Source organism: Psychrobacter sp. NPDC077938 (genome assembly GCF_044542635.1).
In the GTDB taxonomy this organism is placed as follows: domain Bacteria; phylum Pseudomonadota; class Gammaproteobacteria; order Pseudomonadales; family Moraxellaceae; genus Psychrobacter.
This window is the reverse complement of sequence record NZ_JBITUW010000001.1, coordinates 40613-65283: the sequence shown is the minus strand read 5'-3', so window position 1 is coordinate 65283 and position 24671 is coordinate 40613. Positions and strand designations below refer to the sequence as shown.

General features: G+C 41.8%; 34 protein-coding genes. 30 read left to right on the top strand and 4 right to left on the bottom strand.

Annotated features, from left to right (window positions below):
- Positions 1-3: 3 nt before the first annotated feature.
- The 20 genes from rplP to rplQ all read left to right on the top strand — a co-directional run bounded on the left by rplP (position 4) and on the right by rplQ (position 9950).
- Positions 4-417 (top strand): 50S ribosomal protein L16, encoded by a 414-nt coding sequence (rplP, locus tag ACIGBM_RS00350; protein WP_025644399.1) that lies wholly within the window; start codon positions 4-6, stop codon positions 415-417.
- On the top strand, positions 417-614 hold the full coding sequence (gene rpmC / locus ACIGBM_RS00345) for a 50S ribosomal protein L29 (RefSeq protein ID WP_025644397.1): 198 nt from the start codon (positions 417-419) through the stop codon (positions 612-614). Before rplP ends, rpmC begins: the two co-directional genes overlap by 1 nt.
- Positions 611-886: a 30S ribosomal protein S17 gene (gene rpsQ, locus ACIGBM_RS00340; RefSeq protein WP_021813375.1), complete on the top strand. Its 276-nt coding sequence runs from the start codon at positions 611-613 to the stop codon at positions 884-886. Before rpmC ends, rpsQ begins: the two co-directional genes overlap by 4 nt.
- A 183-nt stretch (positions 887-1069) precedes the next feature.
- On the top strand, positions 1070-1438 hold the full coding sequence (rplN, locus tag ACIGBM_RS00335; RefSeq protein ID WP_010196702.1) for a 50S ribosomal protein L14: 369 nt from the start codon (positions 1070-1072) through the stop codon (positions 1436-1438).
- Positions 1439-1446: 8 nt separating this feature from the next.
- The gene (gene rplX, locus ACIGBM_RS00330) at positions 1447-1764 is read left to right on the top strand and encodes a 50S ribosomal protein L24 (protein WP_101204866.1); all 318 of its coding nucleotides are present in this window, start codon (positions 1447-1449) and stop codon (positions 1762-1764) included.
- Positions 1765-1785: 21 nt separating this feature from the next.
- Complete coding sequence (gene rplE / locus ACIGBM_RS00325; RefSeq protein WP_101204865.1) at positions 1786-2322, top strand: 50S ribosomal protein L5; 537 nt, start codon at positions 1786-1788, stop codon at positions 2320-2322.
- Between the two features lie 12 nt (positions 2323-2334).
- The gene (gene rpsN, locus ACIGBM_RS00320; RefSeq protein ID WP_010196705.1) at positions 2335-2640 is read left to right on the top strand and encodes a 30S ribosomal protein S14; all 306 of its coding nucleotides are present in this window, start codon (positions 2335-2337) and stop codon (positions 2638-2640) included.
- 11 nt (positions 2641-2651) lie between these two features.
- Entirely contained in the window at positions 2652-3050 is a 399-nt protein-coding gene (gene rpsH, locus ACIGBM_RS00315) for a 30S ribosomal protein S8 (RefSeq protein ID WP_101204864.1), read from the top strand.
- 176 nt (positions 3051-3226) lie between these two features.
- Complete coding sequence (rplF, locus tag ACIGBM_RS00310; RefSeq protein WP_057758710.1) at positions 3227-3760, top strand: 50S ribosomal protein L6; 534 nt, start codon at positions 3227-3229, stop codon at positions 3758-3760.
- Positions 3761-3771: 11 nt separating this feature from the next.
- Positions 3772-4122 carry a 50S ribosomal protein L18 gene (gene rplR, locus ACIGBM_RS00305; protein WP_057758713.1) on the top strand — a complete coding sequence of 117 codons (351 nt, stop codon included), beginning with the start codon at positions 3772-3774 and terminating at the stop codon, positions 4120-4122.
- Positions 4123-4124: 2 nt separating this feature from the next.
- Entirely contained in the window at positions 4125-4640 is a 516-nt protein-coding gene (gene rpsE / locus ACIGBM_RS00300; protein ID WP_057758716.1) for a 30S ribosomal protein S5, read from the top strand.
- 20 nt (positions 4641-4660) lie between these two features.
- Positions 4661-4840, top strand: coding sequence for a 50S ribosomal protein L30 (gene rpmD, locus ACIGBM_RS00295; RefSeq protein WP_057758718.1), 180 nt, complete (start codon positions 4661-4663; stop codon positions 4838-4840).
- Positions 4840-5280, top strand: a complete 441-nt coding sequence (rplO, locus tag ACIGBM_RS00290; protein WP_057758719.1) for a 50S ribosomal protein L15 — start codon at positions 4840-4842, stop codon at positions 5278-5280. Before rpmD ends, rplO begins: the two co-directional genes overlap by 1 nt.
- A 19-nt stretch (positions 5281-5299) precedes the next feature.
- Positions 5300-6631 carry a preprotein translocase subunit SecY gene (gene secY / locus ACIGBM_RS00285; RefSeq protein ID WP_166739245.1) on the top strand — a complete coding sequence of 444 codons (1332 nt, stop codon included), beginning with the start codon at positions 5300-5302 and terminating at the stop codon, positions 6629-6631.
- Between the two features lie 31 nt (positions 6632-6662).
- A complete protein-coding gene (gene rpmJ, locus ACIGBM_RS00280; protein WP_010196721.1) occupies positions 6663-6779 on the top strand; it encodes a 50S ribosomal protein L36 in 117 nt (38 codons plus the stop codon).
- 247 nt (positions 6780-7026) lie between these two features.
- Positions 7027-7383, top strand: a complete 357-nt coding sequence (gene rpsM / locus ACIGBM_RS00275; protein ID WP_021813384.1) for a 30S ribosomal protein S13 — start codon at positions 7027-7029, stop codon at positions 7381-7383.
- A 20-nt stretch (positions 7384-7403) separates the two neighbouring features.
- Positions 7404-7793, top strand: a complete 390-nt coding sequence (gene rpsK, locus ACIGBM_RS00270; RefSeq protein ID WP_010196728.1) for a 30S ribosomal protein S11 — start codon at positions 7404-7406, stop codon at positions 7791-7793.
- Between the two features lie 48 nt (positions 7794-7841).
- Positions 7842-8483 (top strand): 30S ribosomal protein S4, encoded by a 642-nt coding sequence (gene rpsD / locus ACIGBM_RS00265; protein WP_057758723.1) that lies wholly within the window; start codon positions 7842-7844, stop codon positions 8481-8483.
- Between the two features lie 80 nt (positions 8484-8563).
- Positions 8564-9571 carry a DNA-directed RNA polymerase subunit alpha gene (locus tag ACIGBM_RS00260; RefSeq protein ID WP_021813386.1) on the top strand — a complete coding sequence of 336 codons (1008 nt, stop codon included), beginning with the start codon at positions 8564-8566 and terminating at the stop codon, positions 9569-9571.
- A gap of 19 nt (positions 9572-9590) precedes the next feature.
- Positions 9591-9950 (top strand): 50S ribosomal protein L17, encoded by a 360-nt coding sequence (gene rplQ, locus ACIGBM_RS00255; RefSeq protein ID WP_021813387.1) that lies wholly within the window; start codon positions 9591-9593, stop codon positions 9948-9950.
- 130 nt (positions 9951-10080) lie between these two features.
- Here rplQ and ACIGBM_RS00250 read toward each other — a convergent pair whose 3' ends face one another.
- Together ACIGBM_RS00250 and ACIGBM_RS00245 are read right to left on the bottom strand one after the other, a co-directional pair.
- Positions 10081-10701 (bottom strand): L-threonylcarbamoyladenylate synthase, encoded by a 621-nt coding sequence (locus tag ACIGBM_RS00250; RefSeq protein WP_397476398.1) that lies wholly within the window; start codon positions 10699-10701, stop codon positions 10081-10083.
- Positions 10702-10933: 232 nt separating this feature from the next.
- Positions 10934-11677: an elongation factor P hydroxylase gene (locus ACIGBM_RS00245; RefSeq protein WP_397476397.1), complete on the bottom strand. Its 744-nt coding sequence runs from the start codon at positions 11675-11677 to the stop codon at positions 10934-10936.
- Between the two features lie 182 nt (positions 11678-11859).
- On the opposite strand from ACIGBM_RS00245, the gene ACIGBM_RS00240 reads away from it, so the two are divergent.
- From ACIGBM_RS00240 to lysM, 6 genes are all read left to right on the top strand, one after another.
- A complete protein-coding gene (locus tag ACIGBM_RS00240; RefSeq protein ID WP_397476396.1) occupies positions 11860-12453 on the top strand; it encodes a YceD family protein in 594 nt (197 codons plus the stop codon).
- Positions 12454-12771: 318 nt separating this feature from the next.
- The gene (rpmF, locus tag ACIGBM_RS00235) at positions 12772-12954 is read left to right on the top strand and encodes a 50S ribosomal protein L32 (RefSeq protein ID WP_057758809.1); all 183 of its coding nucleotides are present in this window, start codon (positions 12772-12774) and stop codon (positions 12952-12954) included.
- A 425-nt stretch (positions 12955-13379) separates the two neighbouring features.
- Positions 13380-14348, top strand: coding sequence for an ACP S-malonyltransferase (gene fabD, locus ACIGBM_RS00230; protein ID WP_191114795.1), 969 nt, complete (start codon positions 13380-13382; stop codon positions 14346-14348).
- The gene (gene fabG, locus ACIGBM_RS00225; RefSeq protein WP_057758813.1) at positions 14345-15073 is read left to right on the top strand and encodes a 3-oxoacyl-ACP reductase FabG; all 729 of its coding nucleotides are present in this window, start codon (positions 14345-14347) and stop codon (positions 15071-15073) included. The genes fabD and fabG overlap by 4 nt, the downstream gene beginning before the upstream one ends.
- Before the next feature lie 270 nt (positions 15074-15343).
- Entirely contained in the window at positions 15344-15580 is a 237-nt protein-coding gene (gene acpP / locus ACIGBM_RS00220) for an acyl carrier protein (protein WP_057758815.1), read from the top strand.
- Positions 15581-15862: 282 nt separating this feature from the next.
- A complete protein-coding gene (lysM, locus tag ACIGBM_RS00215) occupies positions 15863-16372 on the top strand; it encodes a peptidoglycan-binding protein LysM (RefSeq protein WP_057758817.1) in 510 nt (169 codons plus the stop codon).
- Between the two features lie 146 nt (positions 16373-16518).
- On the opposite strand, the gene queG is transcribed toward lysM, so the two are convergent.
- Positions 16519-17676 carry a tRNA epoxyqueuosine(34) reductase QueG gene (gene queG, locus ACIGBM_RS00210; protein ID WP_397476395.1) on the bottom strand — a complete coding sequence of 386 codons (1158 nt, stop codon included), beginning with the start codon at positions 17674-17676 and terminating at the stop codon, positions 16519-16521.
- Between the two features lie 245 nt (positions 17677-17921).
- Between queG and ACIGBM_RS00205 the strand changes: the two genes are divergently transcribed.
- Positions 17922-19745, top strand: a complete 1824-nt coding sequence (locus tag ACIGBM_RS00205; RefSeq protein ID WP_397476394.1) for an NAD(P)H-hydrate dehydratase — start codon at positions 17922-17924, stop codon at positions 19743-19745.
- A gap of 21 nt (positions 19746-19766) precedes the next feature.
- Here ACIGBM_RS00205 and ACIGBM_RS00200 read toward each other — a convergent pair whose 3' ends face one another.
- Entirely contained in the window at positions 19767-20264 is a 498-nt protein-coding gene (locus ACIGBM_RS00200) for a DUF4124 domain-containing protein (protein ID WP_296207630.1), read from the bottom strand.
- A gap of 990 nt (positions 20265-21254) precedes the next feature.
- Here ACIGBM_RS00200 and ACIGBM_RS00195 point away from each other — a divergent pair.
- The 3 genes from ACIGBM_RS00195 (at position 21255) to ilvC (ending at position 24615) form a co-directional block, all read left to right on the top strand.
- A complete protein-coding gene (locus ACIGBM_RS00195) occupies positions 21255-22967 on the top strand; it encodes an acetolactate synthase 3 large subunit (RefSeq protein ID WP_197411831.1) in 1713 nt (570 codons plus the stop codon).
- Positions 22967-23464 (top strand): acetolactate synthase small subunit, encoded by a 498-nt coding sequence (gene ilvN, locus ACIGBM_RS00190; RefSeq protein WP_057758828.1) that lies wholly within the window; start codon positions 22967-22969, stop codon positions 23462-23464. Before ACIGBM_RS00195 ends, ilvN begins: the two co-directional genes overlap by 1 nt.
- A 134-nt stretch (positions 23465-23598) precedes the next feature.
- Entirely contained in the window at positions 23599-24615 is a 1017-nt protein-coding gene (gene ilvC / locus ACIGBM_RS00185) for a ketol-acid reductoisomerase (RefSeq protein WP_101204856.1), read from the top strand.
- The last annotated feature ends 56 nt before the right edge of the window (positions 24616-24671 follow it).

Genomic DNA, 24671 nt, shown 5'->3' with positions numbered 1-24671 from the left:
ACTATGTTACAGCCAAAACGTACCAAGTTTCGTAAAATGCACAAAGGTCGTAACACTGGGCTAGCTCATCGTGGAAGCACCGTTGCATTCGGACAAATTGGTCTAAAATCATTGACGCGTGGTCGTATGACAGCTCGTCAAATCGAAGCAGCACGTCGTACCATCACTCGTAAAATTAAGCGTGGCGGTAAGATTTGGATTCGTGTATTCCCTGACAAACCAATTACCAACAAACCATTAGAAGTACGTATGGGTAAAGGTAAAGGTCCAGTAGAATATTGGGTATGCGAAATCAAACCTGGTAAAGTGCTATATGAAATTGAAGGGGTATCTGAAGAGCTTGCTCGTGATGCATTAACGCTCGCTGCAGCAAAATTGCCCTTTAAAACTACCATTGTTAAGCGGACGATAATGTAATGAAGATCAGTGAATTACGTGATAAATCATTAGAAGAACTGACCCAGTTACTTGATGAAAAGCAACTTGATGCTTTCCGTATTCGTATGGCTAAAGCAACTGGTCAGTTGGGTAATACCCATGAAGTTAGAGCCAATCGTCGCACGATTGCCCAGCTTCAGACTTTGATTAACGAGAAACAACGAGGCGACTCATGAGCGATAACAATCAAACAGCTACCAATGCTAGCGTATTGACAGGACGAGTTGTCAGCGACAAGATGGACAAGTCCATCACAGTTTTGATTGAGCGTCTGGTTCGTCATCCTTTGTATGGCAAGCAGCTTCGTCGTTCTACGAAAATCAAAGCTCATGATGAGAATAACGTTTGCCAACAAGGCGACCTTGTCCGCATCAAAGAAACGCGTCCAATCTCAAAAACTAAGTCTTGGACTTTAGTTGATGTGGTTGAAAAAGTAGAAAAAATCTAAGTAAATTGCATTAAAAGCCAGAAGCTGTTAAAATAGCCGCCTTTTTAAGGATGCTGATTGCGCCGAGCGTATATCACTCACATTAAGAGTAAGTCGCGGTTATTTATATTAAAATGCCGTCCTACTCATTCTGTGCTAGCGGCAGCAACTGGTTTTTATTGCTCATACGTGTGGAGTAACGCTATGATTCAGGTTGAGTCAATGCTGGAAGTTGCAGACAATAGCGGTGCAAGGCGAGTTCAGTGCATTAAAGTACTGGGTGGTTCTCATCGTCGTTATGCATCAGTTGGCGACATTATTAAAGTAACGGTTAAAGAAGCCATTCCTCGTGGTCGTGTTAAGAAAGGCGACGTGATGAATGCAGTAGTTGTACGTACCAAAAAAGGCGTTCGTCGTCCAGATGGTTCTGTGTTACGTTTTGATGACAATGCTGCGGTATTGTTGAACCAAAACAAAGCGCCGATTGCAACTCGTATTTTTGGACCGGTAACTCGTGAACTACGTGGTGATCAGTTTATGAAAATTGTATCACTAGCACCAGAAGTATTGTGAGGTAATCCATGTCAAAATTACGTAAAGGCGATACAGTTATCGTGATTGCTGGGAAAGACAAAGGCAAGCAAGGTACTGTACAAGCTGTAAAAAACGATCGTATTAAAGTTGAAGGCATTAATATTGTCACTAAACATCAGAAGCCAAATCAGGCAACTGGCGTTGAAGGTGGCATCCTTAAGCAAGAAGCTTTTCTGCATATCTCAAATGTCGCAATCTTAAATGCGCAAACCCAAAAAGCAGACCGTATTACTTATCAGTTTGGCGAAGACGGCAAGAAACAACGCGTCTATCGTTCAAGCGGTGAAGTAGTGGCGACTGCGTAAGACACTAAGGGTGTAATGGTAATGGCAAGATTAAAATCTTTATATAACGATGAACTAAAGCAGCAAATCAAAGAAGAGCTTGGTTTGGCAAATGTGATGCAAGTGCCTAAAATCACTAAAATCACACTTAACATGGGTGTAGGCGGCGCGTCTCAAGACAAGAAATTGTTGGAAGGTGCTGTAGCTGATATGACCGCGATTGCTGGTCAAAAACCTGTTGTCACCAAAGCGCGTAAATCAGTTGCTGGCTTTAAGATTCGTGAAGAATGGCCAATTGGCTGTAAAGTAACGCTACGCGGTGAGCAAATGTACGAATTTTTAGATCGTCTCGTTGCCATTGCAATTCCTCGTATTCGTGATTTCCGCGGTTTTTCACCTAAAGCCTTTGACGGACGTGGTAACTACTCATTGGGTATCAAAGAACAAATCGTATTCCCAGAAGTAGATTTTGACAAGATTGATCGTATCCGTGGTATGGATGTGACAATCACCACGTCAGCTCAATCTGATGAAGAAGGTCGTGCGTTGCTTAAAGCATTCGGCTTCCCATTTAAATAAGGTAAAGACGTTATGGCAAAGAAGAGCATGATTAACCGCGAATTAAAGCGCGAAAAAATGGTTGCTAAATATGCTGAAAAGCGTATCAAGCTAAAAGAAACTATCAGTGATATGACTGCAAGTGACGAAACTCGTATGGAAGCGATGTTAGAGCTACAAGCTCTTCCACGCAACTCATCACCAGTACGTCTGCGTAATCGTTGTGCTATCACCGGTCGTCCTCACGGTTACTTCCGCAAGTTTGGCTTGTCACGCAATATGCTGCGTGAGCGTGTCATGCAAGGCGATGTGCCTGGTGTTCGTAAAGCAAGCTGGTAAGGAGTAACTATATGAGTATGCAAGATACCGTTGGGGATATGCTAACCCGTATCCGTAACGCACAAATGGCTAACAAAGTATCGGTAGCAATGCCGAGCTCTAAATTACGTAAATCAATTGCTGATTTACTAGTTAGCGAAGGTTATGTGGCTAGCGCTGTTGTTGCTGAAGAAGAGAACAACAAAGCAACCCTTACTATTGAATTGAAATATTTCGAAGGCCGTGCTGTCATCGAAACTATCCAACGTTATAGCCGTCCTGGTTTACGCCAGTTCCGCGGTAAAGACGCTATCCCTACTGTTAAGCAAGGTATGGGTGTTGCTATCGTATCTACTAGCCAAGGTATCATGAGCGATCGTGCTGCACGCGCTGCTGGTATCGGTGGTGAAATCGTCGCATTTGTAGCGTAAGCTATACGACGATGAAGTCTATTTGATGGTTGTTAGGCTTCTATTGATTGAGTAATATTAAATTATTTTGAATTGATAGATGTCTAACACAGTCAACTATGCTAAACTAACACGCTTTTTAGCCTGTTAGTTTTTTCGCTAATATAAAGAAGTTAAATTTTTTAAGGAATATTCCTATGTCTCGTGTGGCTAAAGCCCCAGTGACGCTGCCAAACGGCGTAAGCGTTACTTTGAACGATCGGCAGGTCGAAGTTAAAGGCAAGAACGGTTCTATGTCTTTACGCCTGCATGAATTGGTCGAGCTGAAACAGGAAGATGATGCTATCATTTTCTCACCTACAGTCGATTCAAAAGAAGCTATGATGCACACTGGCACCATGCGCGCTCTTGTTAACAACTATGTTACTGGCGTGAACGAAGGCTTTGAAAGACGTCTTCAGTTGATTGGTGTTGGTTATCGCGCGCAAGTTACTGGTAACAAGGTAACCTTGAACGTTGGTTATTCTCATCCAGTAGAGTATACGTTACCTGAAGGTGTATCAGCTGAAACACCAACGCAAACTGAAATTGTTTTGAAATCAAACAATAAACAGCAGCTTGGTCAAGCAGCCGCCAACATCCGTGGTTTCCGCCCACCTGAGCCTTATAAAGGTAAAGGTATTCGTTATAGTGACGAGCATGTGATTCGCAAAGAAGCTAAGAAAAAATAAGGTGAGTTGAAATGTTTGATAAAAAAGCAGCTCGTCTGCGTCGAGCTAAGAAAACACGCGCGCATATCCGTTTCTTAGGCGTTCATCGCTTAACGGTTAACCGCACGTCAAAACATATTTATGCCCAAATTATCTCTCCAAATGGTGGTGAAGTGATTGCTCAGGCATCTACCTTAGACAGCAGCTTGCGTTCAGGCGCGACTGGTAATGCTGATTCAGCAACGTCTGTAGGCCAAATGATCGCAGAACGCGCAAAAGCAGCTGGCATTACTAAAGTTGCCTTTGACCGTAGTGGTTTCAAATATCATGGTCGAGTTAAAGCTTTAGCAGAAGCTGCTCGCGAAAACGGATTGGAGTTTTAATCATGGCTAGAAATGATAAAAATGATAAAAATGAACAGACTGACGGTCTAGTAGAACGCTTAGTTACCGTTGATCGCGTAGCGAAAGTTGTTAAAGGTGGTCGTATTTTCTCTTTCACTGCATTAACTGTAGTGGGCGATGGCAATGGTCGTGTAGGTTTTGGTCGTGGTAAAGCACGTGAAGTGCCAGCTGCTATCCAAAAAGCACTAGAAGCTGCCAAACGTAATATGATTACTGTTGAGCTAAATGATGCAACTTTGCATCATCCAATCAAAGCACGTCATGGTGCTAGTAAAGTCTATATGCAACCTGCATCTGAAGGTACTGGCGTAATCGCTGGTGGCGCAATGCGTGCTGTATTAGAAGTTGCTGGTGTCAAAGATGTTTTGACTAAATGTTATGGTTCTACCAATACTGCTAACGTTGTTCGCGCAACGTTTAACGGTTTACGTGATATGTCAACTCCAGAGAAGATGGCAGCTAAACGTGGTAAATCTGTAGACGAAATCTTGGGTTAACTTAGACTAGGTGAGTTACGATGAAAAAAATGAAAGTCACTCAATTTAAATCGGGTGCCCATCGCCTAAAGAGCCACAAAGCGAGCTTGAAAGGATTGGGTTTACGTCGTATTAATCATACTGTAGTAGTAGAAGATACTCCTTCGACTCGTGGTATGGTCAATCGCGTTAACTACATGGTAAAAGTGGAGGAAGCGTAATGGGTCTTAGATTAAATGAATTATCACCAGGTGTTGGCGCAAAGAAAACTGCCCAACGTCGTGGTCGTGGTATCGGTTCAGGTCTTGGTAAGACTGGTGGTCGTGGTGTAAAAGGTCAGAAATCTCGTTCAGGTTCTAGCATTCGCTCAGGATTTGAAGGTGGTCAGATGCCTCTATATCGCCGTCTACCAAAATTTGGTTTTACCAGTAAACTGGCTATGAAGACTGCTGAAGTACGTCTTTCTGAACTGAATAAAATTGAAGGCGATGTAGTTAGCCTTGAAACACTTAAAGCTGCTAACCTTATCCGTCACGATATGAAACGTGCTCGTGTAATGCTATCAGGCGAAGTCACTAAAGCTTATACTTTCAAAGGTATTAAAGTGACTAAAGGTGCTAAGCAAGCTATCGAAGCTGCTGGTGGTAGCATCGAGGAGTAGTAACGTGTCAAAACAATCAATGTCATCGGCTGGTATACCGCTTAATCCATTCGCATTTATACGTAAGTATGATGAGCTATGGACGCGTTTATTATTTTTAATCGGCGCATTGATTGTTTATCGTTTAGGGTCACATATTCCAGTTCCGGGTATTAACCCAGTTAACTTGGCTGATCTGTTTTCGCGCAACGAAAACACCATCTTGAGCATGTTTAATATGTTCTCAGGTGGTGCGCTAGAGCGTATGTCTATCATGGCACTTGGCATTATGCCGTATATCTCAGCATCGATTATCGTACAGATGATGTCTGCAGTATTGCCATCGCTTGAAGCCCTCAAAAAAGAAGGTGAAGCGGGACGACGCAAGCTAAACAAGTATACCCGTCAGGGAACGCTTGCTTTAGCCCTAGTACAGTCATTAGGAATGTGTGCCGGCTTAATCAGCCAAAACCTTACTTTATCTACTGGTCTTACCTTTTATATTCCAGCTGTTACTTCTTTAGTAGCAGGCGCAATGTTCTTAATGTGGCTTGGTGAGCAGATTACAGAGCGTGGCGTAGGTAATGGTATTTCAATGCTCATTTTTGCGAGTATTGTGGCTGGTACGCCAGGTATGATTTCGCAGTCTATTGAACAGGTCAATCAAGGTCAGATGAACTTGATTGTGCTATTTATTTTTGTACTGCTAGGTATCGCGGTTACTGCGGGTATCGTTTATATTGAACGTGCTCAACGCCGTGTTCCTGTAAACTATGCACAAAAACAGCAACAAGGCCGCAAAATTTATGCTCAGCAGCAATCACATTTGCCGCTTAAGCTAAATATGGCAGGGGTTATCCCAGCTATTTTTGCCAGTTCTTTATTATTGTTTCCTGCAAGTTTAGGGCAGTGGGTCGGTCAATCGACTGATCCTACCTTTGTACAGAAAATACTTCAAAATATGGCATTGGTGTTGTCTCCAGGGCAGCCGCTATATTTAGTACTGTTTGGCGCAATGATTATTTTCTTCTGTTATTTTTATACGGCGCTGGTATTTAGTCCGCGTGAAGTAGCAGAGAACCTTAAACGTAGTGGTGCGTATATCCCAGGTATTCGCCCAGGACAACAAACTCAGCGTTACCTCGATCATGTATTAAACCGACTGACCTTTATTGGCGCGATGTATATGACGGTTATTTGTTTAATGCCAATGGTCGTCCAGTCATCGTTTGGTGTGCCGTTTCAACTCGGTGGTACGTCTTTACTGATTATGGTGGTTGTGGTAATGGACTTCATCTCGCAGATTCAAGCGCATTTGATGACCCATCAATATCATGATCAGACGTTAATTCAATCGCCCACTCAACCTTAAATGAGCGGTACGATATTTCAAGGAGCATGCTATGAAAGTTCAAGCATCAGTTAAAAAGATTTGTGGTAGCTGTAAAGTTGTGCGCCGTAAAGGCCGTGTACATATTATTTGTACAGCAGAACCTCGCCACAAGCAACGTCAAGGTTAATCTTTAGTATTAGAAAACATTTAGTTTTCGCTGCTAATTAAATTAATACTTGAAAAATAACGGCGGATGCGATATCATCCGCCACTTGCCGTGTTTATACAAAATCTTTTATAATAGAATCGATGAGCAGACTTATAGTCAAAACATCGATAATGACTATAAAAGCTCTAGTATTAACAGCAACAAATCTGAAGAGTAAAGCCTTATCGCTAGATAACGCTTATTTTTCTTTAATGGAGAGAAATCAATGGCTCGTATTGCCGGCGTAAACATTCCGGATAATAAGCATGCTGTTATTTCACTAACTTACATCTTTGGTGTAGGTCGTACCACTGCTCAGAAAATCTTAGAAGCAGTTGGCATCGCCCCTACTACTAAAGTCAGTCAGTTAGATGATACACAGTTAGATGCTATCCGTGCACAAGTTGCAAACTACATGACCGAAGGTGACCTTCGTCGTGAAGTTTCAATGAACATCAAGCGTTTAGTTGATCTTGGTTGTTACCGTGGCATCCGTCATCGTCGTAACCTACCAGTTAGAGGTCAGAACACCAAGAACAACGCTCGTACTCGTAAGGGTCCGACACGCCCTCTCAAAAGATAATTAACTTAGGAAGCTAAAAGATGGCAAAAGACACTCGCAGTCGCAAAAAGGTGGCTCGTCGTTCAGTATCGGAGGGCATTGCCCATATCCATGCGTCTTTTAATAACACCATTGTTACGATTACCGATCGTCAAGGTAATGCATTGGCTTGGGCCACTTCAGGTGGACAAGGCTTCCGTGGTTCACGTAAATCTACACCATTTGCAGCTCAGGTTGCAGCTGAAGTCGCTGGTAAAGCGGCCCAAGAATATGGTGTTAAGAATATCGATGTTTTGGTCAAAGGACCAGGACCGGGTCGTGAGTCTGCGGTAAGAGCACTAGGTGCATTGGGTTATAAAGTTAACAGCATCTCTGATGTAACCCCAATCCCACACAATGGTTGCCGTGCGCCGAAAAAGCGCCGCGTCTAATATTAAAGACGAAGCTTTTTATACTAAAAGCTTATAGGAGACATAACAATGGCCCGCTATATTGGACCAAAACTGAAATTATCACGTCGTGAAGGTACGGATTTAGGCCTTAAGTCTGGCGTTAAACCGTATGACGTAAAAACGAAGAAAGCTGGTCGTCCACCAGGTCAGCATGGCGTAAGCCGTAACAAGACCTCAGAATATGCTCTACAGTTGCGTGAAAAGCAAAAAGTTAAGCGTATTTATGGTGTACTAGAGCGTCAATTCGCGAACTACTATAAAGAAGCTGCTCGTAAGCGTGGCGCTACTGGTGAAAACTTGCTAGCAATGCTTGAGAGTCGTCTAGATAACGTTGTATATCGCATGGGCTTTGGCTCAACTCGCGCAGAAGCACGTCAGCTAGTCAGTCATCGTACTGTTATGGTAAAAAAAGCTGGCCGTGATGAGTTTGTTCGTGTGAACATTCCTTCAATTCAGCTTCAAGATGGTGATGTCATCGCTATCCAAGAGAAATCTCGCGAACAGCTACGTATTAAAAACGCTATCGAATTAGCGACACAACGTGGTATTCCAGAATGGCTTGATGTTGACCACAGCAAATTACAAGGCACGTTTAAACATGCGCCTGATCGTATTGATCTACCTGCTGAAATCAACGAAAGCTTGATCGTTGAGCTATACTCTAAGTAATGACGTAATGCTCAATGTTATGAAAATGGCATTGAGCAATTAACGTTAATTAAACCAGTTTAATAAATCGAGGTGACATCATGATGCTAAATGCAACTGAGTTTCTAACGCCGAATGCCATTAATGTGGATACGGTTAACGAAACGATTGCGAAAGTCACGCTCGAACCGTTAGAACGCGGCTTTGGGCATACCCTAGGTAATGCTCTGCGCCGCATCTTGTTATCTTCATTACCTGGTGCTGCAGTCATTGAAGCTGAGATTGATGGTGTTGACCATGAATACTCAACGCTTGAAGGCCTGCAAGAAGACGTACTTGATTTGCTTTTGAACCTAAAAGGCTTAGCAATTACTCTTCATGACCAAAATGAAGTATTTTTGACCTTGGATAAACAAGGTCCAGGCACTATTACTGCTGCAGACATCGCGTTGCCGCACAATGTTGACATCATCAATCCAGAATTGGTCTTGGGTACATTGAGCGATCGTGGTCATCTTAAGATGCGTTTGCGTGTAGTGATGGGTCGTGGATATGAGCCAGCAAACCAGCGCCGTGAAGATGGTGATACTAAAGCAATTGGACGTTTAAAGCTTGATGCAAGTTTTAGTCCTGTGCTTCGTGTTGCTTATCAGGTTGAGAACGCTCGTGTAGAGCAGCGTACTGATCTTGATCGTCTTATCATTGAGCTTGAAACTAATGGCACTATAGATCCAGAAGAAGCAATTCGTAAAGCAGCCACTATTTTACAACAACAGATTTCTATCTTTGTTGACCTAGAAGCTGAAGAAGCGCCTGAGCCTGTGAAAGAGAAAGAAGAGGTTGATCCGGTGCTATTACGCCCTGTGGACGATCTTGAACTAACGGTTCGCTCAGCCAACTGCTTGAAAGCTGAAAACATTTACTATATCGGTGATTTGGTACAGCGTTCAGAGACTGAACTTCTAAAAACCCCAAATCTTGGTAAGAAATCATTAACAGAAATCAAGGACGTATTAGCGTCTAAAGATTTAGAGCTCGGTATGCGCCTAGATAACTGGCCACCAGCTGATTTACGTGTTGATGATCGCTTTTCTTATCGTAGCCGTTAAACTTTAAGGATTTTTGACTATGCGCCATCGTAAGAGTGGAGTCAAGCTGGGTCGTACCGGCAGTCATCGTAAGGCAATGTTTCAGAACATGACTAACTCATTATTTGAGCATGAACTGATCAAAACAACTTTACCAAAAGCTAAAGAACTACGTCGCGTTGCCGAGCCATTGATCACTATGGCTAAAGAAGACAGCGTTGCTAACCGTCGTTTAGCATTCAGCCGTATGCGTAGCAAAGCTATGGTAGGCAAATTATTTGGCACGTTAGGTCCTCGTTACCAGACGCGTCCAGGTGGTTATTTGCGTATCGTAAAATGCGGTTACCGTGATGGTGACAATGCGCCAATGGCTTATGTAGAATTGGTTGATCGTGACTAGTTTTACACCCAAGACATATTCCATAAAAAAGCTCCAATGCAATTGGAGCTTTTTTTTGTCTTAAATTTGACTAAATATACTATTAGTTGTTTAGGGCAATAACTGGCTATTTACAACAATAACTAGCTGTTTAGAGTAATAACGAATCGACATCAGCCGCACCTTGCCTGATAACTTCAGGAACGCTGCTAGTCATATCTACGATAGTAGTAAGCTTGGTCGTCTTTATACCTGCATTGATCAGTCCGTCGATTTGATTGCCTAGTAAGTCTTCAATCTCAAACGGATCATCCAAAATATCGTCCCGATTAGGCAAAATCAGTGAGCTGGTTAAGATAGGTTCATCCATCGCTTCTAATAATGCTTGAGCAATGGGGTTGCTAGGCACACGAATACCAATGGTTTTTTTCTTTGCATGCGCCAGTTTTTTAGGTACGTCTTTGGTGGCATTAAGAATAAAAGTAATTGGGGCAGGGGTATGGGCTTTCAGCTGTTTAAATTGCACATTATCAACTGTTGCATAATTGGCAATTTCGCTTAGGTCGCGGCATAGTAAGGTAAATTGATGCTTATCATCGAGTTCACGGATTTGCTTAAGCTTAGATAGGGCATCCTTTGCACCCAAACGGCAACCAAAAGCATAACTGGTATCAGTTGGGTAAATAATTAACTGATCTCTGCGCAATAGGTCAGCGGCTTGCTCAATGAGGCGTGGCTGCGGATTATCGGGATGGATATAGAAGACTTCCATAGTGGTTCCTTATTTTATAATTATTGGTTTTTAATTGAGACAAATTTTTCATTAATTAGATGTGGTTCAATCACTGGATATATTAGAAAAACTACTCTAGAAATAAAGTAGATCGATATCTTTAAAATACTACTTCAGTTATCAGTATATCTCAAAGTAGATATAAGTTTAGTGGCAAGGCGTTACCAACCGTAGAAAATCGTTAATAATTAGAAACGCTTAGTAATTTGAATTAAGCGTTGATTTTAGATGGAAAAATGCAAGCGCTAAGTAACGCAGTTAGCAAAGTCTTAGCGTCACGCGGCAGAGTATGAGGTTTGGCTATATAGCTTTGGACTTGCTGATAGACATCAATAGCAAAGGTGCTACTACTGGTATCGAAGTCGGCAAACAAGTTATCTTGTGAGACTTGGAAATTTCGTCCACACGCCAAGGTAAATAGACACTCTAATGCTTGAGGTTTGATTTCTACACGCTCAAATGCTTGTTGCTGAGCCGCTGATCGTCCATCTGGAGCATACCAGTAGCCAAAGTCAGATAGTTGTCTACGAGCGTCACCAGCTACGCACCAATGGCTAATTTCATGTAAAGCACTGGCAAAAAAGCCATGAGCGAACTCAATTCTGGCAGGTTTATCATTTTGAGCTGGAAAATACTCGGGTTCTCCATCACTACGAACCAATATAACTTGCTGATCAGCGAATAAAGTATTAAATAGCTGTATGAGCCAATCGGTAGCTAATCGTTCGCTATCAATTATCAATTCTGCTGTGTGAGTATTGTCAAATTGAGTAATAGACAACTCTTGCCACTGACTTCTGCATTCGTTTAAATACTTATCTTTATCAAGATGCAGTTTGTTATTGGCTGAATTTTCAGTATGACTCCCCAACTGAGTAAGCTGTTTTAGCAACGAACTTGCTTCAGCAGGAGGAAGTAAGTCAGAAAAATTCATTTTATTATCGGATAGATTCATAGAGAAGACATTGACTTAATAAATACTAAAGACAAAAAACCTTAGGTAAAAAGGTAAGTAGTAAAAGAGCTTAAACAAATTTACTATCAAAAAATCTTAACATACTAGCGCTAGCAGAATATGGCACTTTCCGTTAGTATGGCAGGCAATATTATACACCGTTTTTATGAATGAGGCCGCGCATGTCAAGCACTCCAGAAACTAAACCGTCAGCACCTCACGCTGACAATAAAAAAGCGCCTGTATCTACTGGAATGCCTGAGCACATCTCCTTAGATAAGTGGGCAGACACTGGTTATGAATGGTCAGGAGAGGTCAAGCCAAGCTCGTTTGATCGTCTTGTTGCTACTTTGAGTACTGAACATGAGCAGTCAGACATACAGCTCAACGCTAACTTGTATCGTCGCAATAATGTTTTACATTTAGCATTTACTTTGACAGGTGATGTTTGGTTAACTTGTCAGCGCTGTTTACAACCAATCGCTATAGATTTATCTGATGATTATGACATCGCGCTACTTGAAAACGATAGTCAGGTTCGCCTAGTCAAAGATGAACAAGATTATTTATTATTGGATGAAATTGTTACCGAGCAGTCGCCAGAGCGCCTGTTACCATTTAAGAAATTGGTAGAAGACGAGATCTTGCTCAAAACCCCAATGGCACCAAAGCATGACGATTGCGAGATGTCTGTTGAGCAGTTTGGTGAAATACCAGAAGAAGAGGAAGGTGAAAATCCTTTTGCTGCTTTAGCCTCGCTAAAAGGCAAGCTATAAGCGCCAAAATTATCTACTCGATGCATTTAAAAAGCCTTTTATCAGCTTTGTACAGAAGAGTGCGAGGCAGGGCTTTATTAATTTAATAAACATGCGTATAATGTCCGGTTTATTGCATTCGAGCAACCTGTTGCTTGCTGATAGAAACTGACTGGGTAAATTTTTTATAGAATTCAGCCTTGGTCAGTGCTTTATGTGAGTGGCAATCTATTTAACTAATGATGCTTAAGACTTAGGTTGTTGTGATTATATAGCCTCTGTCAGTATCGACTTAAGCTGAATTTCAAGCTTATCCCTTTTAAGTATAGGAGCTATATCATGGCTGTTCAAAAAAGTCGTAAAAGCCGTTCTCGTCGTGACATGCGCCGTTCACATCACCGTATGGAAATTGCTGAACTAAGCGTAGATGCTACTACTGGTGAAAAACATCGTCGTCATCACATGACTAAAGATGGTTTCTACCGTGGTCGTCAACTGTTCAAAGTCAGCCAAGACGCCTAAGACATTGGCTCTATGATAGCTTAGGCGAAGGTAATAATAGTACTGGTGACTATTATTGTTTTTGCCTAGTTATTATTAGTCAATAAGCTTTGAGCTAAAAAAAGCCAAGTTATTTCGCTATCATATATTATGTGGCTGGATAACTTGGCTTTTTGTTATTTATAACTAGACTTATTGCTTAATTCGCTTGTTATTTTTAGTAGATTTAAAAATGTGCTGATATAATCTGCTCCTTTAATTTGAGCAGCGTTACTCTTGCTGTTTGGTTTGCATCCGCTATGATAATAGTGTCTGTCAGTGTATAGTTTACTGACAATCCGTTTTTTTGCATAAATACTTGAAGTAGCGGCTTTGTATAGCATCTAATAATATAATACACCCCATTGTTTTTAGGGATATTTCTAATCAGATAAGGAATATTGGTTATGGCTTCTGTACCCGATATGGTAAAAAAGCAACCCGCTCGTATCGCGGTCATTTTTCCTGGACAAGGATCTCAAGCAGTCGCGATGACGAGCGAGCTTGCCGAAATCTATCCAGAGATACGCGATACATTTACCGAAGCGAGTGATGCGCTTGGTGAGGATTTGTGGGCAATCTGTCAGGACGAAGAAAAACTCAATCAAACCCAATATACTCAGCCTGCGCTTTTGACAGCTAGTATTGCTATTTGGCGTGTCTTACAACAAAAAATAGAAGAGACGCCTTGTTATTTAGCTGGTCACTCTCTGGGCGAGTACAGTGCCCTGTGTGCTGCCAATGTGATATCGCTTGGTGATGCCGTCACTTTAGTACATAAGCGCGGTCAGTTGATGCAAGAGGCCGTTGTAGGTGTCGATACTGCTATGGCTGCAGTATTAGGACTAGAAGATAACCGAGTCGAAAACCTGTGTGAGCAAGCAACCGAACATGTCGAAGATGCAGTAGTCGGTGCAGCCAATTTCAATAGTCCAGGACAAGTGGTTATCTCGGGTAACGCTGCTGGTGTTAATGCTGTTATTGATAAAGTCAAAAACACGGGCAAGAAATCTGTTCCTCTAAAAGTGAGTGTGCCGTCTCATTGCGCACTTATGGAACCTGCCAGCAATGCATTGGCTGAGATACTAGCGGGTATCAAGTTTGATCAGGCAACCATTCCTGTTATACAAAATCGCTATGCGCGCGTCGAAACCAGTGCGGTCGGTATCAAGCAAGCATTGACCGAACAGCTGAGCGAGCCAGTACTGTGGTCAAAAACCATGCAAGAGCTGGCTGATAAGCAAATTAATATCTTAATCGAATGCGGCAGTGGTAATGTACTGAGCAATTTGGCGAAGCGTCAGGCGCAGCCAATCGCCAGCTATCCTACTGACAAGCCTGCCCGTCTAGAAAAATTATTGGAGGTGTTATCATGAGCCGTACGATTACATTAGTAACTGGCGCTAGCCGAGGTATTGGCAAAGCAGTGGCCAAGCGTTTTGCTAAAGAAGGACATTTTGTCATTGGAACCGCGACCACTGAAAAAGGCGCTGAGCTTATCGATGACTACCTTCATGATACTGGTGGTATTGGTCGTGTTTTAGACGTACGTGATACTGCTCAAATTGACAAACTGTTTGAAGAGATTGAAAGCGTCTATGGTGCGGTACAAGTATTGGTTAACAATGCAGGTATCACTCAAGATGGCCTACTGATGCGCATGAAAGATGAAGATTGGGAAAATGTCATTGATACCAATTTGACCTCAGTATATCGCATGAGCAAACGTGCTGTACGCGGTATGATGAAAGCACGCCGTGGCCGTATTATCAATATTACCTCTGTCGTCGCTCAAATGGGCAATGCAGGTCAATCTAACTATGCGGCGACCAAAGCTGGCGTAGAAGGGTTTAGCCGTACGCTTGCACGTGAGATTGGCTCACGCCAAGTGACCATCAACTGCGTGGCACCAGGCTTGATCGAAACGGATATGACAGATGAGCTTGATGAGCGCCTATTGAACTCTATGTTAGATGCTGTGCCTATCAGCCGTCTTGGTCAGCCAGAGGACATCGCTGCAGCGGTACATTTCTTGGCTAGTGATGAGGCCAGCTATATCACAGGTGCTGTTATTCCTGTCAATGGTGGCATGTATATGTAGTCAATATACGAGCGTTACATAGTTATAATAAAAAACTGTGTGAACGAGTGTAAACTATAATAAAGGGTGCTATAATGACGGATACTTTTGAGTCAAAGCCCTGTATGATAACAGGGCTTTATTAGACATCAGACAAACTGTATAACATGTCATAGAGTACTCAGACAGCATTGCTGGTCTGGCAAACGCATTTTATATACCATGCTATAGCGTTAAATAAGGCGATATAGCAGTTTATTAAAAATAATAGATGATAACGGAGTGATCTACATGAGTAATGATATCGAGCTAAGAGTAAAAGCAGCAGTAGCTGAGCAACTAGGTATGAATGTTGAAGACATCAACAACGATGCTTCATTCATGGAAGACCTAGGTGCAGATTCTTTAGACCTAGTTGAATTGGTTATGTCATTTGAAAGTGATTTTGGTATCACTATTCCTGATGAAGATTCTGCAGAATTGACTACTGTTCAAAAAGCAATCGATTACGTACAAGCCCAACTATAATTTGCTACTTATTTAGCAGATTTATAATGCCGCTTATCTGATTAGATAGGCGGTTTTTTTATGGGTGTATGACTGATATTTTTAAATACAGCAATCGAATTTAACATTGACTACGTCAATTCAACATTATTCAACATACTATTACTATCTACATCGACTCACTTTATCTATACTCATAATAGTAAGTCGTAGAAAAAGATGCCAGTTAGACATTTAAAATATTGTTTGATTGCGTGTTTTATTAAAAGAATGACAAATAATAATATTTCAAGGAGTAGATATATGGGTATGTTTAGCTTTGCAAAAGATATCGGTGATAAAATTTTTAACCGTGATGACGAAAAGCATGATGCTAAGACAGAAACGAAAGCAGATGCCAATACACCAGTACAAAGCAGTGAGCCGAGTGCACAATCAGTGGCAAATATTTTGTTGCGCCGTATTCAGCAGCAAAACCTCAATATCAGTAACCTAAAAATCAAATATAATGGTTCTACAGATACTGCAGAAATCAGTGGTAATGCTAAAACTCAAGCTGATCGTGAAAAAGCAATTATCGCTATCGGTAACGTGCAAAACGTTGCCAAAGTTATTGATAACATTGATATCGAAGAAGATGCACCTGAATCTACGATGTATACGGTAAAGTCTGGTGACAGCTTATCTAAGATTGCTAAAGAAGTTTATGGTTCATCTGGCGACTATATGAAAATATTTGAAGCGAACAAGCCAATGTTATCTGATCCAGATAAAATCTATCCAGGTCAAGTACTACGTATTCCTAAGCCATAATGTTAAGAGAAGCGTATAGAAAAATAATACTTTAAATATGATATTCTAATAAAAAAAGCCTCTTATTATTAAGAGGCTTTTTTTATGTTGTACACTTCAAATAACCATTTTATCTCAGGGATATTTGATAGTTATAAAGTGATTGGTTAATTAGTCGAGTCTAGCTTGTTGTGCTGCTCAATTAAGGCCCATTCGATATGCTCATCTAGCATGTCATTATGTATGGTTAATTTAGATTTTAGCTGTTCGACTACTTCTAAGCTAGCATTAGCATTGCCAAGTCCGATAGCGATATTACGTAAAAAATTCACATAGCCGGTGCGTCTTAGTGGGCTACCTTGAGTGTTCTTCATAAAGTCGGCTTCTTGCCACTGCCATAGTTCAAGCAAGCTACTATTATCCAATCCATGCCTTGGTGCGAAGTCATCGACGGTCGTAAGGTTTGCATAGCGATTCCATGGACAGATTAACTGACAATCATCACAGCCAAAAACCCGATTGCCAATTGCGCGTCTATATTTGATATCGATGACGCCATCATGCTCGATAGTTAAATAAGAAATACAAGCAGAGGCGTTGAGCTCATGGGGCGCTACGATTGCTTGAGTAGGGCATATATCAATACAAGCGCTACAACTACCACAATGCTCCTTGACCGGTTTATCATCGGGCAGATCAAGACTCAAAAATAGCTCACCGAGCACAAAAAATGAGCCAGCTTGCTTATTTATAAGTAGTGTATGTTTACCTGTCCAACCAAGACCTGCTGCATCTGCAATTGGCCGCTCAAAGATAGGCGCCGAATCGCTAAAAGGTCTAAACACAAATTCTTTCTCTGAACCGATATCCAAATGTTGCCATTCAGGGAGCATTGTTTCTATCTTTAAAGCCAATTGCTTTAAACGACTACGCATCGTTTTATGGTAGTCGCGCCCTCTTGCATAACGCGCGATGATGCCTTTATTGGGATGATCATTATCAGTGACAGCACGCGGTGTGGGTGCTTGAGTTAGATAGTCCATACGTACGCTGATGATGGTTTTTGCGCCCTCAACTAACTGATCAGGATGAGCGCGCAGGTCATGATTATTGTGCATAAACTGCAGCTGGCCCTCATAGCCTTTATCTAGCCACTTCTGTAGTTGTTCAATCTGCTGAGTAAACAAAGGATGATGCACAGATAAAAAACCACAATCAGCAAATCCTAGTGCCTGTGCTTGTGCTGTAATCCACTGCTTAACATCAGCTGTGGTTGCAAATACAGTTGGGTTCGTAATGGTGATTTTGTTTTTATCAGTAGGCATAGATAGTAGGTGCTTATTAGATGGTTTTCTCGTTTGTTTTAATCAGATTATTCATATCTGACAATCAGAGATAATGTAAATACCGCTATGATAAGCCAGTGAGCAATGAGTGCAAGTATAAAAGAAAATAAACTCATATTCATATTGATACATAAGTCGAGATAAGCTTTTGCTAAGCTGATATGAGAAATGAGCAACCAAATTTAGACAAAATAAAAAATGAGTAGAAACACCAAGGATAAGTTATGAGAAATAATACCAATTTGTCACCTATAAAAAATACAAAACCTATTGCGCTATATAGTAGTAAGCAGATTTATGTGATGGAACAGGCTTGGTTTGCAGAGGGGTACAATAGTTTTGGTTTGATGAAACAAGCCGCTTGGCAAATGACACAGCAAATAGAGCAGATTTATGAGCGAAAAACCGTCAGTGCCAGCCATTCTACCAATACCAACGTTTATCACCGTAGTGCTTATCCACATCGGGCAAGTATCTGGGTAGGGAAAGGTAACAATGGCGGTGATGGTTGGCTTATCGCTCATTATTTACAGCAAGCTGGCTGGCAAGTAGAAGTAATAACAGTTGGCTTTAGTAAAGATGATTTTATTATCGATGACCAATCAGTAACTTCTAAAAACTCTAACAATGGAGACAGAGATAGTAGCAATATTACTGACGCGACAAAGGCATTACAGATAGCTTTAGCGAGCAACTGTCACTATCAACGTTTTGAGGACGTTATTGGTCACGATGATGCGGATAAAATAAACTTGCCAGCTGATATCTATATCGATGCATTATTTGGTATTGGCTTAGATCGTGCACCAGAGGGAGCCTATAAAGCAGCTATTAAAGCTTTTAATAACTTTACTCAACAAAATAACGCCTTAGCAATAGCAGTCGATATTCCAAGTGGGTTAGTGGCTTCTACTGGTGAGGTGTTTGAGCGCATAGCAATACAAGCTGACGTGACTCTATGTTTGATTACGCGCAAGTTTGGTCTACACACTAAAGACGGTACAGACTATAGCGGAGACGTAGTCGATATACCGTTAATACCTTATCAAAAGGCATGTCAGCAAACAGTTAGTCATCATATGATAGCTGAGAAAAATGCCATTCAAGCATTTGAGCCAGTTGCTACGCTGCTGACGGCTGCGCATAGTATGAATCTGCGTCGCCAAAACAGCTATAAAGGCAGCTATGGTCATGTATTAGTTATTGGCGGAAATCGCGTTGATGGCTCTCAGGGTATGGGCGGTGCTGCCATACTGTCTGCGGCCAGTACGATGGCGACAGGTGCTGGTAAAATAACCGTTGCCTGTCATGAGGCTTTTCACGGGTCACTATTGACCTCATTACCAGATGCGATGACTATTGATTTACATGACATAAGCGGCGTGGAAGGTCTGATTAAGCAGGCTAGTATCGTTGCCATTGGGATGGGGCTTGGCCGTGACGAAAAAGCTAAAGCATTATTTATTAATTATGTACAGGCTGCTATAGAGAATGAAAAATCAATCGTGATCGATGCTGATGGACTTTATCACTTAGCATCACTGCACATTGATAATCACAAGCTAATAACAGAGTTACGAGAATACAGTACTGATCATCGGGTTTGCTTGACGCCGCATAGTGGGGAAGCAGCTAGATTGCTTGAGCAAAAAGTAAGTAAAATTGAGTCAGATAGAATGCAAGCTATAAAACAGTGTGCCGAAACATATGGTGGTGACTGGGTATTAAAAGGGGCAGGATCGTTAGTGTTAGAACAAGAAGAGGGAAAAGAAAGAGTATATGTCTGTAATGTGGGTAATGCTGGCATGGCAACCGCTGGCATGGGTGATGTGTTATCTGGGGTGACCGCTGGACTATTAGCACAGCAAGACTTATCAGCAGAGGCACGGAGCTTACATCAAGCGGTTCTTATACATGGGTTTGCAGGAGATGCATTAGTGAATCAAGCGAATAGCGACACCAATACATTGCTAGTAGGGCAACGAGGGCTACAAGCTCAGGATATGCCAGCAGCCATTCGTCACGTCATGGAGCTTATGATAGTTTGATGTATTGCTTGAGATAGAGAGTTAAGTAGAAGAGTTAGCACAGTATTGATCAATCGCCTGCTGTACACGCTCGCGCTTAAGCTCAATTTCACGACCATCTAGATATTGACGCTTACCGTTGGCATCCATTTCATAGATACGGCCGCCGACATTGAGGTTAGTTAGATTATTACGTAGTGATTGGCAGCGCTGAGCATTTTCTTTTGCATCTTGCTCTTTAATACGTGCTTCCAATTGTGCAATTCTTTGCTCTTCTGCAGTTTGGGCATTATTACTCTGGTTGGGATCTGTTTTTCCTGCCATTTGGCCTGCGTTACTTTGTCTACCGTCACTACGAAATTCAATCAGTTCGATATTTTTACCGGTCTGAGGGGCATGTTGACTATATTTAACTTCGCCATGCGCTCCGATAGACTTATAAACCTGAATAGCCTGACTGGCGTTCATAGACAACATTAGCATACACGCGGTACTCGTTAATAATTTGGCTGCGGTATTTATCTTAGACGCATATGCCATAATAGCAATCCTCTCATGTGGTAAAAATCAAATGTATATAGGTGTAAATATAACACTTGAGCGTTTAATTAGTAGTAATAATGTATCTACTTCTGATTCTAGCAAATAATACTTATCAATGTATATTATTTAATAACTAATAGTTTGGGATAGGCTTTAGAAGTTTTTCTTGACAATAACTCGTAAACCATCGAATATAATAGCAGTTGATTGGTCAGTGAGCGGCTTTTACGATGTTGCCGTGGCACTTGAGAATGAGAACTACGAGCTACTTATCGGTAGCTTACGCAGTTTTATTTCCTTTGTGATAATGATATAGCAAGCATAGTGGCACAACGCCCACTATTGATAGCGATACATTGTCTCCGGACTTATCTGTCTACAATGACTAAGATAAACTTATTATTTGAAATGTGCTAAATGTGTTTTTAGCAGTTGTATCAAAAGCGATATAGTATGCCGTTAAGAGGTTTCACCAAAGCCTATTGTAAGTTCTAAAGATCTTATAATTTAGCATTGGCTATGAAGTTTTTTTACTTGTGTATATCGATGCATCTGTACAAATAAAATCACACAAATAAAGTTACAATAGGTACTTGCTAGTATCGTATCTCAATAATAAGCCTCTTCTTTTATAGATGCACTCGCATCTTGTCACTGTATATCGATAAACATCCATCACAAAGCTGACCTAAAATACACTGCTATGTTTGATTAGTATTGTCCTATCAGACAGTGTTAATTAAACCTATTGGGCAGATATTCTTGATATGGACAAGAATTAGCGATCATTCAATAAGTAGAAATAACGACGGTAAGTGATTATTTTTGCTCATAGAATCCCGCAAATTCTCGCCGCAAAAAAAGGTGATGACAGTGACGCAAACCACGCAAAGTCCGAACATGACGGGACATACCCAAACGGGTAATGCCGCCAAAAATTTTGAACAAAAGCAACAACGTCTTGCAGAAGGTAGTGCACAGCCTGTGATGCTATCGGGCGCTGAAATGCTGGTGCAAGCACTGACTGACGAAGGTGTCGAATACATCTTTGGCTATCCAGGTGGCGCGGTCTTACACATTTATGATGCGCTGTTTCAGCAAGAAAATATTGAGCACATCTTAGTACGTCACGAGCAAGCAGCGGGCCACATGGCCGATGCTTATTCGCGAGTGACTGGCAACACGGGTGTTGTATTAGCAACCTCAGGTCCTGGTGCTACCAATACCGTGACGGCTATTGCTACTGCCTTTATGGACTCCGTACCGATGGTTGTGATCGCAGGTCAGGTACCAAGTAGCCTAATCGGTGAAGATGCTTTCCAAGAAACAGATATGGTGGGCGTATCACGTCCTATCGTTAAGCATAGCTTCCAAGTACGCCATGCTAGCGAAATTCCAATGATTGTAAAAAAGGCATTTTATATTGCCCAGACTGGTCGCCCAGGCCCTGTCGTCATTGATGTGCCAAAAGACATGACGGCGCCTAGCGAAAAGTTTGCTTACGAATATCCAGAAGAAGTATTTATACGCTCGTATCAGCCTTCACTCAAAGGTCACAGCGGTCAAATCAAAAAAGCCATTGAAACGCTATTAGCAGCGCAGCGTCCTGTTGTATATGCAGGCGGCGGTGTGATTTGGAGCAATGCGCATGAAGAGCTAACAGATCTTGCACATCGTTTGAATTTACCAGTGACCAATACCTTGATGGGTCTTGGTACATTCCCTGGCTCTGATCGTCAGTTCTTAGGTATGCTTGGCATGCATGGTACTTACGAAGCCAATATGAGCATGCATCATGCTGATGTGATTTTGGCTGTCGGCGCGCGTTTTGATGATCGTGTGACCAACAACGTTAAAAAATTCTGTCCTAACGCAACCATCATTCATATCGATATCGATCCTGCTTCGATCTCAAAAACGATTCTTGCGCACATTCCTATCGTAGGTGATGTGAAATCTGTCTTAACGGACATGCTAGAGATTGTTGGTCAAGACAAGCAGTTAGAGCAGCACGCATTGCTCGATTGGTGGTCACAAATTAACGAGTGGCGTAAGCGTCATGGCTTACGTTATGACACCAGCACAGACAATGGCATTAAGCCACAAAGTGTCGTACAAGCTCTAGATAAAGTGACTAACAGTAACGCTATTATCACAAGTGACGTCGGTCAACATCAGATGTTTGCGGCACTTTACTATACTTACAATGAGCCACGTCAATGGCTGAATTCAGGTGGTCTTGGTACCATGGGTGTTGGTCTGCCATATGCAATGGCTGCCAAACTTGCCAATCCTGAGCGTGATGTGGTTTGTATTACTGGTGAAGGCTCTATTCAGATGAATATCCAAGAGCTATCGACCTGCTTGCAATATAACTTACCAGTTAAAATTCTGAACATTAACAATGCGCAGCTTGGTATGGTGAAGCAGTGGCAAGATATGCTGTATGAAGGTCGTCATGCCCAGTCTTATATGAACTCCTTACCAGATTTTGTCAAATTGGCTGAAAGCTATGGTCATGTCGGTATCAAAATTACTGACCCTGCGACCATGGAAGCACAATTGGCTGAAGCAATGGCTATGAAAGACAAACTGGTATTTATCGATGTTTACGTCGATCGTAACGAGCATGTATATCCAATGCAAATCGCTGGACAGGCCATGCGTGATATGTGGTTAACAAAAGGGGAGCGTACCTAATGCAACAACAACATCTGATTTCGGTATTGATGGAAAACGAAGCGGGTTCGTTGTCGCGGTTAGTCGGCTTGTTCTCACAACGTGGCTACAATATCGAAACTTTGAACGTCGCGCCTACTGATGACCCAAGTATCTCACGTCTAACGGTTACGACCATTACGTCACCTGAAAGAATTGAGCAGATCACCAAACAATTGCATAAATTGATTGAAGTGGTTAAAGTGCTTAATCTGACGGAGAACGTACACGTTGAGCGTGAATTGATGCTCATTAAAGTCCGTGCAACAGGCGGTGTTCGTGAAGAGATCAAACGTAGCGCAGATATTTTCCGCGCACAAATCGTCGATGTAAATTCGAACTTATATACGATTCAAATCGTGGGCGACAAAGCCAAACTTGATGGTTTTATCGATGTGATTGGCCGTGAGCGCATTATGGAAGTGGTTCGCTCAGGTGTGATCGGTATTGCCCGCGGTGAAAAAACCCTAAGCATTTAAATATTTATCAAAACCAGTTTAAACCAATATTTATTTATCTAATCAACAAAGCGCTTATCTTAGTTATTATATTGACTACAGTATAAGCGCTTACTATCCATGGCAAGCCATGATTGAGAACAAGGACTCTATTTATGAACGTTTATTATGACAAAGATTGTGACCTATCTATTATCCAAGGTAAAAAAGTTGCCATTATCGGTTACGGTTCACAAGGCCATGCACACGCGCTTAACCTACAAGATTCAGACGTCGATGTAACTGTTGGTCTACGTGCAAACTCAAGCTCATGGAAAAAAGCTGAAAATGCTGGACTAAAAGTTGCTGAAGTAGAAGAAGCGGTAAAAGCTGCTGACGTTATCATGATTTTGACGCCTGATGAGTTCCAAAAAGAGCTTTATAATGATGTAATCGAGCCAAATATCAAAGAAGGCGCTACACTAGCTTTTGCTCACGGTTTTGCGATTCATTATAACCAAGTTGTACCACGTGGCGATCTTGATGTCATCATGGTTGCACCAAAAGCACCAGGTCATACTGTACGTTCAGAGTTCGCTAAAGGCGGCGGTATCCCTGATCTTATCGCTATCTATCAAGACGCTTCTGGTCAAGCTAAACAGTTAGCATTGTCGTATGCTGCTGGTGTTGGTGGTGGTCGTTCAGGCATCATCGAAACAACGTTCAAAGATGAGACTGAAACGGATCTATTCGGTGAGCAAGCCGTACTTTGTGGTGGTGCAGTAGAGCTAGTTAAAATGGGCTTTGAGACACTAACAGAAGCCGGCTATGCACCAGAAATGGCTTATTTCGAATGTCTACATGAGCTAAAGCTTATAGTTGACTTGATGTATGAAGGCGGCATCGCTGACATGAACTACTCAATCAGTAACAACGCTGAATACGGCGAATATGTTACTGGCCCTGAGGTTATCAATGAGCAGTCACGTGAAGCTATGCGTAATGCATTAAAGCGCATCCAGTCTGGTGAATACGCGAAGATGTTCATCTCTGAAGGCGCAACCAATTATCCATCAATGACTGCGCGTCGTCGTAACAACGCTGATCATCAAATCGAAATCACTGGTGCTAAGCTACGTGGCATGATGCCATGGATCGGTGGTAACAAAATCATCGATAAAGACAAAAACTAAGTTTTATACAGATAAAAGTCTTATTCAGATAATAATCTGATTTAGATTAAATAGCC

What these genes read in the sequence shown, in the direction of transcription:
- rplP (WP_025644399.1), top strand. Translation starts at nt 4, where the DNA reads ATGTTACAGCCAAAACGTACCAAGTTTCGTAAAATGCACAAAGGTCGT.
- rpmC (WP_025644397.1), top strand. Translation starts at nt 417, where the DNA reads ATGAAGATCAGTGAATTACGTGATAAATCATTAGAAGAACTGACCCAG.
- rpsQ (WP_021813375.1), top strand. Translation starts at nt 611, where the DNA reads ATGAGCGATAACAATCAAACAGCTACCAATGCTAGCGTATTGACAGGA.
- rplN (WP_010196702.1), top strand. Translation starts at nt 1,070, where the DNA reads ATGATTCAGGTTGAGTCAATGCTGGAAGTTGCAGACAATAGCGGTGCA.
- rplX (WP_101204866.1), top strand. Translation starts at nt 1,447, where the DNA reads ATGTCAAAATTACGTAAAGGCGATACAGTTATCGTGATTGCTGGGAAA.
- rplE (WP_101204865.1), top strand. Translation starts at nt 1,786, where the DNA reads ATGGCAAGATTAAAATCTTTATATAACGATGAACTAAAGCAGCAAATC.
- rpsN (WP_010196705.1), top strand. Translation starts at nt 2,335, where the DNA reads ATGGCAAAGAAGAGCATGATTAACCGCGAATTAAAGCGCGAAAAAATG.
- rpsH (WP_101204864.1), top strand. Translation starts at nt 2,652, where the DNA reads ATGAGTATGCAAGATACCGTTGGGGATATGCTAACCCGTATCCGTAAC.
- rplF (WP_057758710.1), top strand. Translation starts at nt 3,227, where the DNA reads ATGTCTCGTGTGGCTAAAGCCCCAGTGACGCTGCCAAACGGCGTAAGC.
- rplR (WP_057758713.1), top strand. Translation starts at nt 3,772, where the DNA reads ATGTTTGATAAAAAAGCAGCTCGTCTGCGTCGAGCTAAGAAAACACGC.
- rpsE (WP_057758716.1), top strand. Translation starts at nt 4,125, where the DNA reads ATGGCTAGAAATGATAAAAATGATAAAAATGAACAGACTGACGGTCTA.
- rpmD (WP_057758718.1), top strand. Translation starts at nt 4,661, where the DNA reads ATGAAAAAAATGAAAGTCACTCAATTTAAATCGGGTGCCCATCGCCTA.
- rplO (WP_057758719.1), top strand. Translation starts at nt 4,840, where the DNA reads ATGGGTCTTAGATTAAATGAATTATCACCAGGTGTTGGCGCAAAGAAA.
- secY (WP_166739245.1), top strand. Translation starts at nt 5,300, where the DNA reads ATGTCATCGGCTGGTATACCGCTTAATCCATTCGCATTTATACGTAAG.
- rpmJ (WP_010196721.1), top strand. Translation starts at nt 6,663, where the DNA reads ATGAAAGTTCAAGCATCAGTTAAAAAGATTTGTGGTAGCTGTAAAGTT.
- rpsM (WP_021813384.1), top strand. Translation starts at nt 7,027, where the DNA reads ATGGCTCGTATTGCCGGCGTAAACATTCCGGATAATAAGCATGCTGTT.
- rpsK (WP_010196728.1), top strand. Translation starts at nt 7,404, where the DNA reads ATGGCAAAAGACACTCGCAGTCGCAAAAAGGTGGCTCGTCGTTCAGTA.
- rpsD (WP_057758723.1), top strand. Translation starts at nt 7,842, where the DNA reads ATGGCCCGCTATATTGGACCAAAACTGAAATTATCACGTCGTGAAGGT.
- ACIGBM_RS00260 (WP_021813386.1), top strand. Translation starts at nt 8,564, where the DNA reads ATGATGCTAAATGCAACTGAGTTTCTAACGCCGAATGCCATTAATGTG.
- rplQ (WP_021813387.1), top strand. Translation starts at nt 9,591, where the DNA reads ATGCGCCATCGTAAGAGTGGAGTCAAGCTGGGTCGTACCGGCAGTCAT.
- ACIGBM_RS00250 (WP_397476398.1), bottom strand. Translation starts at nt 10,701, where the DNA reads ATGGAAGTCTTCTATATCCATCCCGATAATCCGCAGCCACGCCTCATT.
- ACIGBM_RS00245 (WP_397476397.1), bottom strand. Translation starts at nt 11,677, where the DNA reads ATGAATCTATCCGATAATAAAATGAATTTTTCTGACTTACTTCCTCCT.
- ACIGBM_RS00240 (WP_397476396.1), top strand. Translation starts at nt 11,860, where the DNA reads ATGTCAAGCACTCCAGAAACTAAACCGTCAGCACCTCACGCTGACAAT.
- rpmF (WP_057758809.1), top strand. Translation starts at nt 12,772, where the DNA reads ATGGCTGTTCAAAAAAGTCGTAAAAGCCGTTCTCGTCGTGACATGCGC.
- fabD (WP_191114795.1), top strand. Translation starts at nt 13,380, where the DNA reads ATGGCTTCTGTACCCGATATGGTAAAAAAGCAACCCGCTCGTATCGCG.
- fabG (WP_057758813.1), top strand. Translation starts at nt 14,345, where the DNA reads ATGAGCCGTACGATTACATTAGTAACTGGCGCTAGCCGAGGTATTGGC.
- acpP (WP_057758815.1), top strand. Translation starts at nt 15,344, where the DNA reads ATGAGTAATGATATCGAGCTAAGAGTAAAAGCAGCAGTAGCTGAGCAA.
- lysM (WP_057758817.1), top strand. Translation starts at nt 15,863, where the DNA reads ATGGGTATGTTTAGCTTTGCAAAAGATATCGGTGATAAAATTTTTAAC.
- queG (WP_397476395.1), bottom strand. Translation starts at nt 17,676, where the DNA reads ATGCCTACTGATAAAAACAAAATCACCATTACGAACCCAACTGTATTT.
- ACIGBM_RS00205 (WP_397476394.1), top strand. Translation starts at nt 17,922, where the DNA reads ATGAGAAATAATACCAATTTGTCACCTATAAAAAATACAAAACCTATT.
- ACIGBM_RS00200 (WP_296207630.1), bottom strand. Translation starts at nt 20,264, where the DNA reads ATGGCATATGCGTCTAAGATAAATACCGCAGCCAAATTATTAACGAGT.
- ACIGBM_RS00195 (WP_197411831.1), top strand. Translation starts at nt 21,255, where the DNA reads ATGCTATCGGGCGCTGAAATGCTGGTGCAAGCACTGACTGACGAAGGT.
- ilvN (WP_057758828.1), top strand. Translation starts at nt 22,967, where the DNA reads ATGCAACAACAACATCTGATTTCGGTATTGATGGAAAACGAAGCGGGT.
- ilvC (WP_101204856.1), top strand. Translation starts at nt 23,599, where the DNA reads ATGAACGTTTATTATGACAAAGATTGTGACCTATCTATTATCCAAGGT.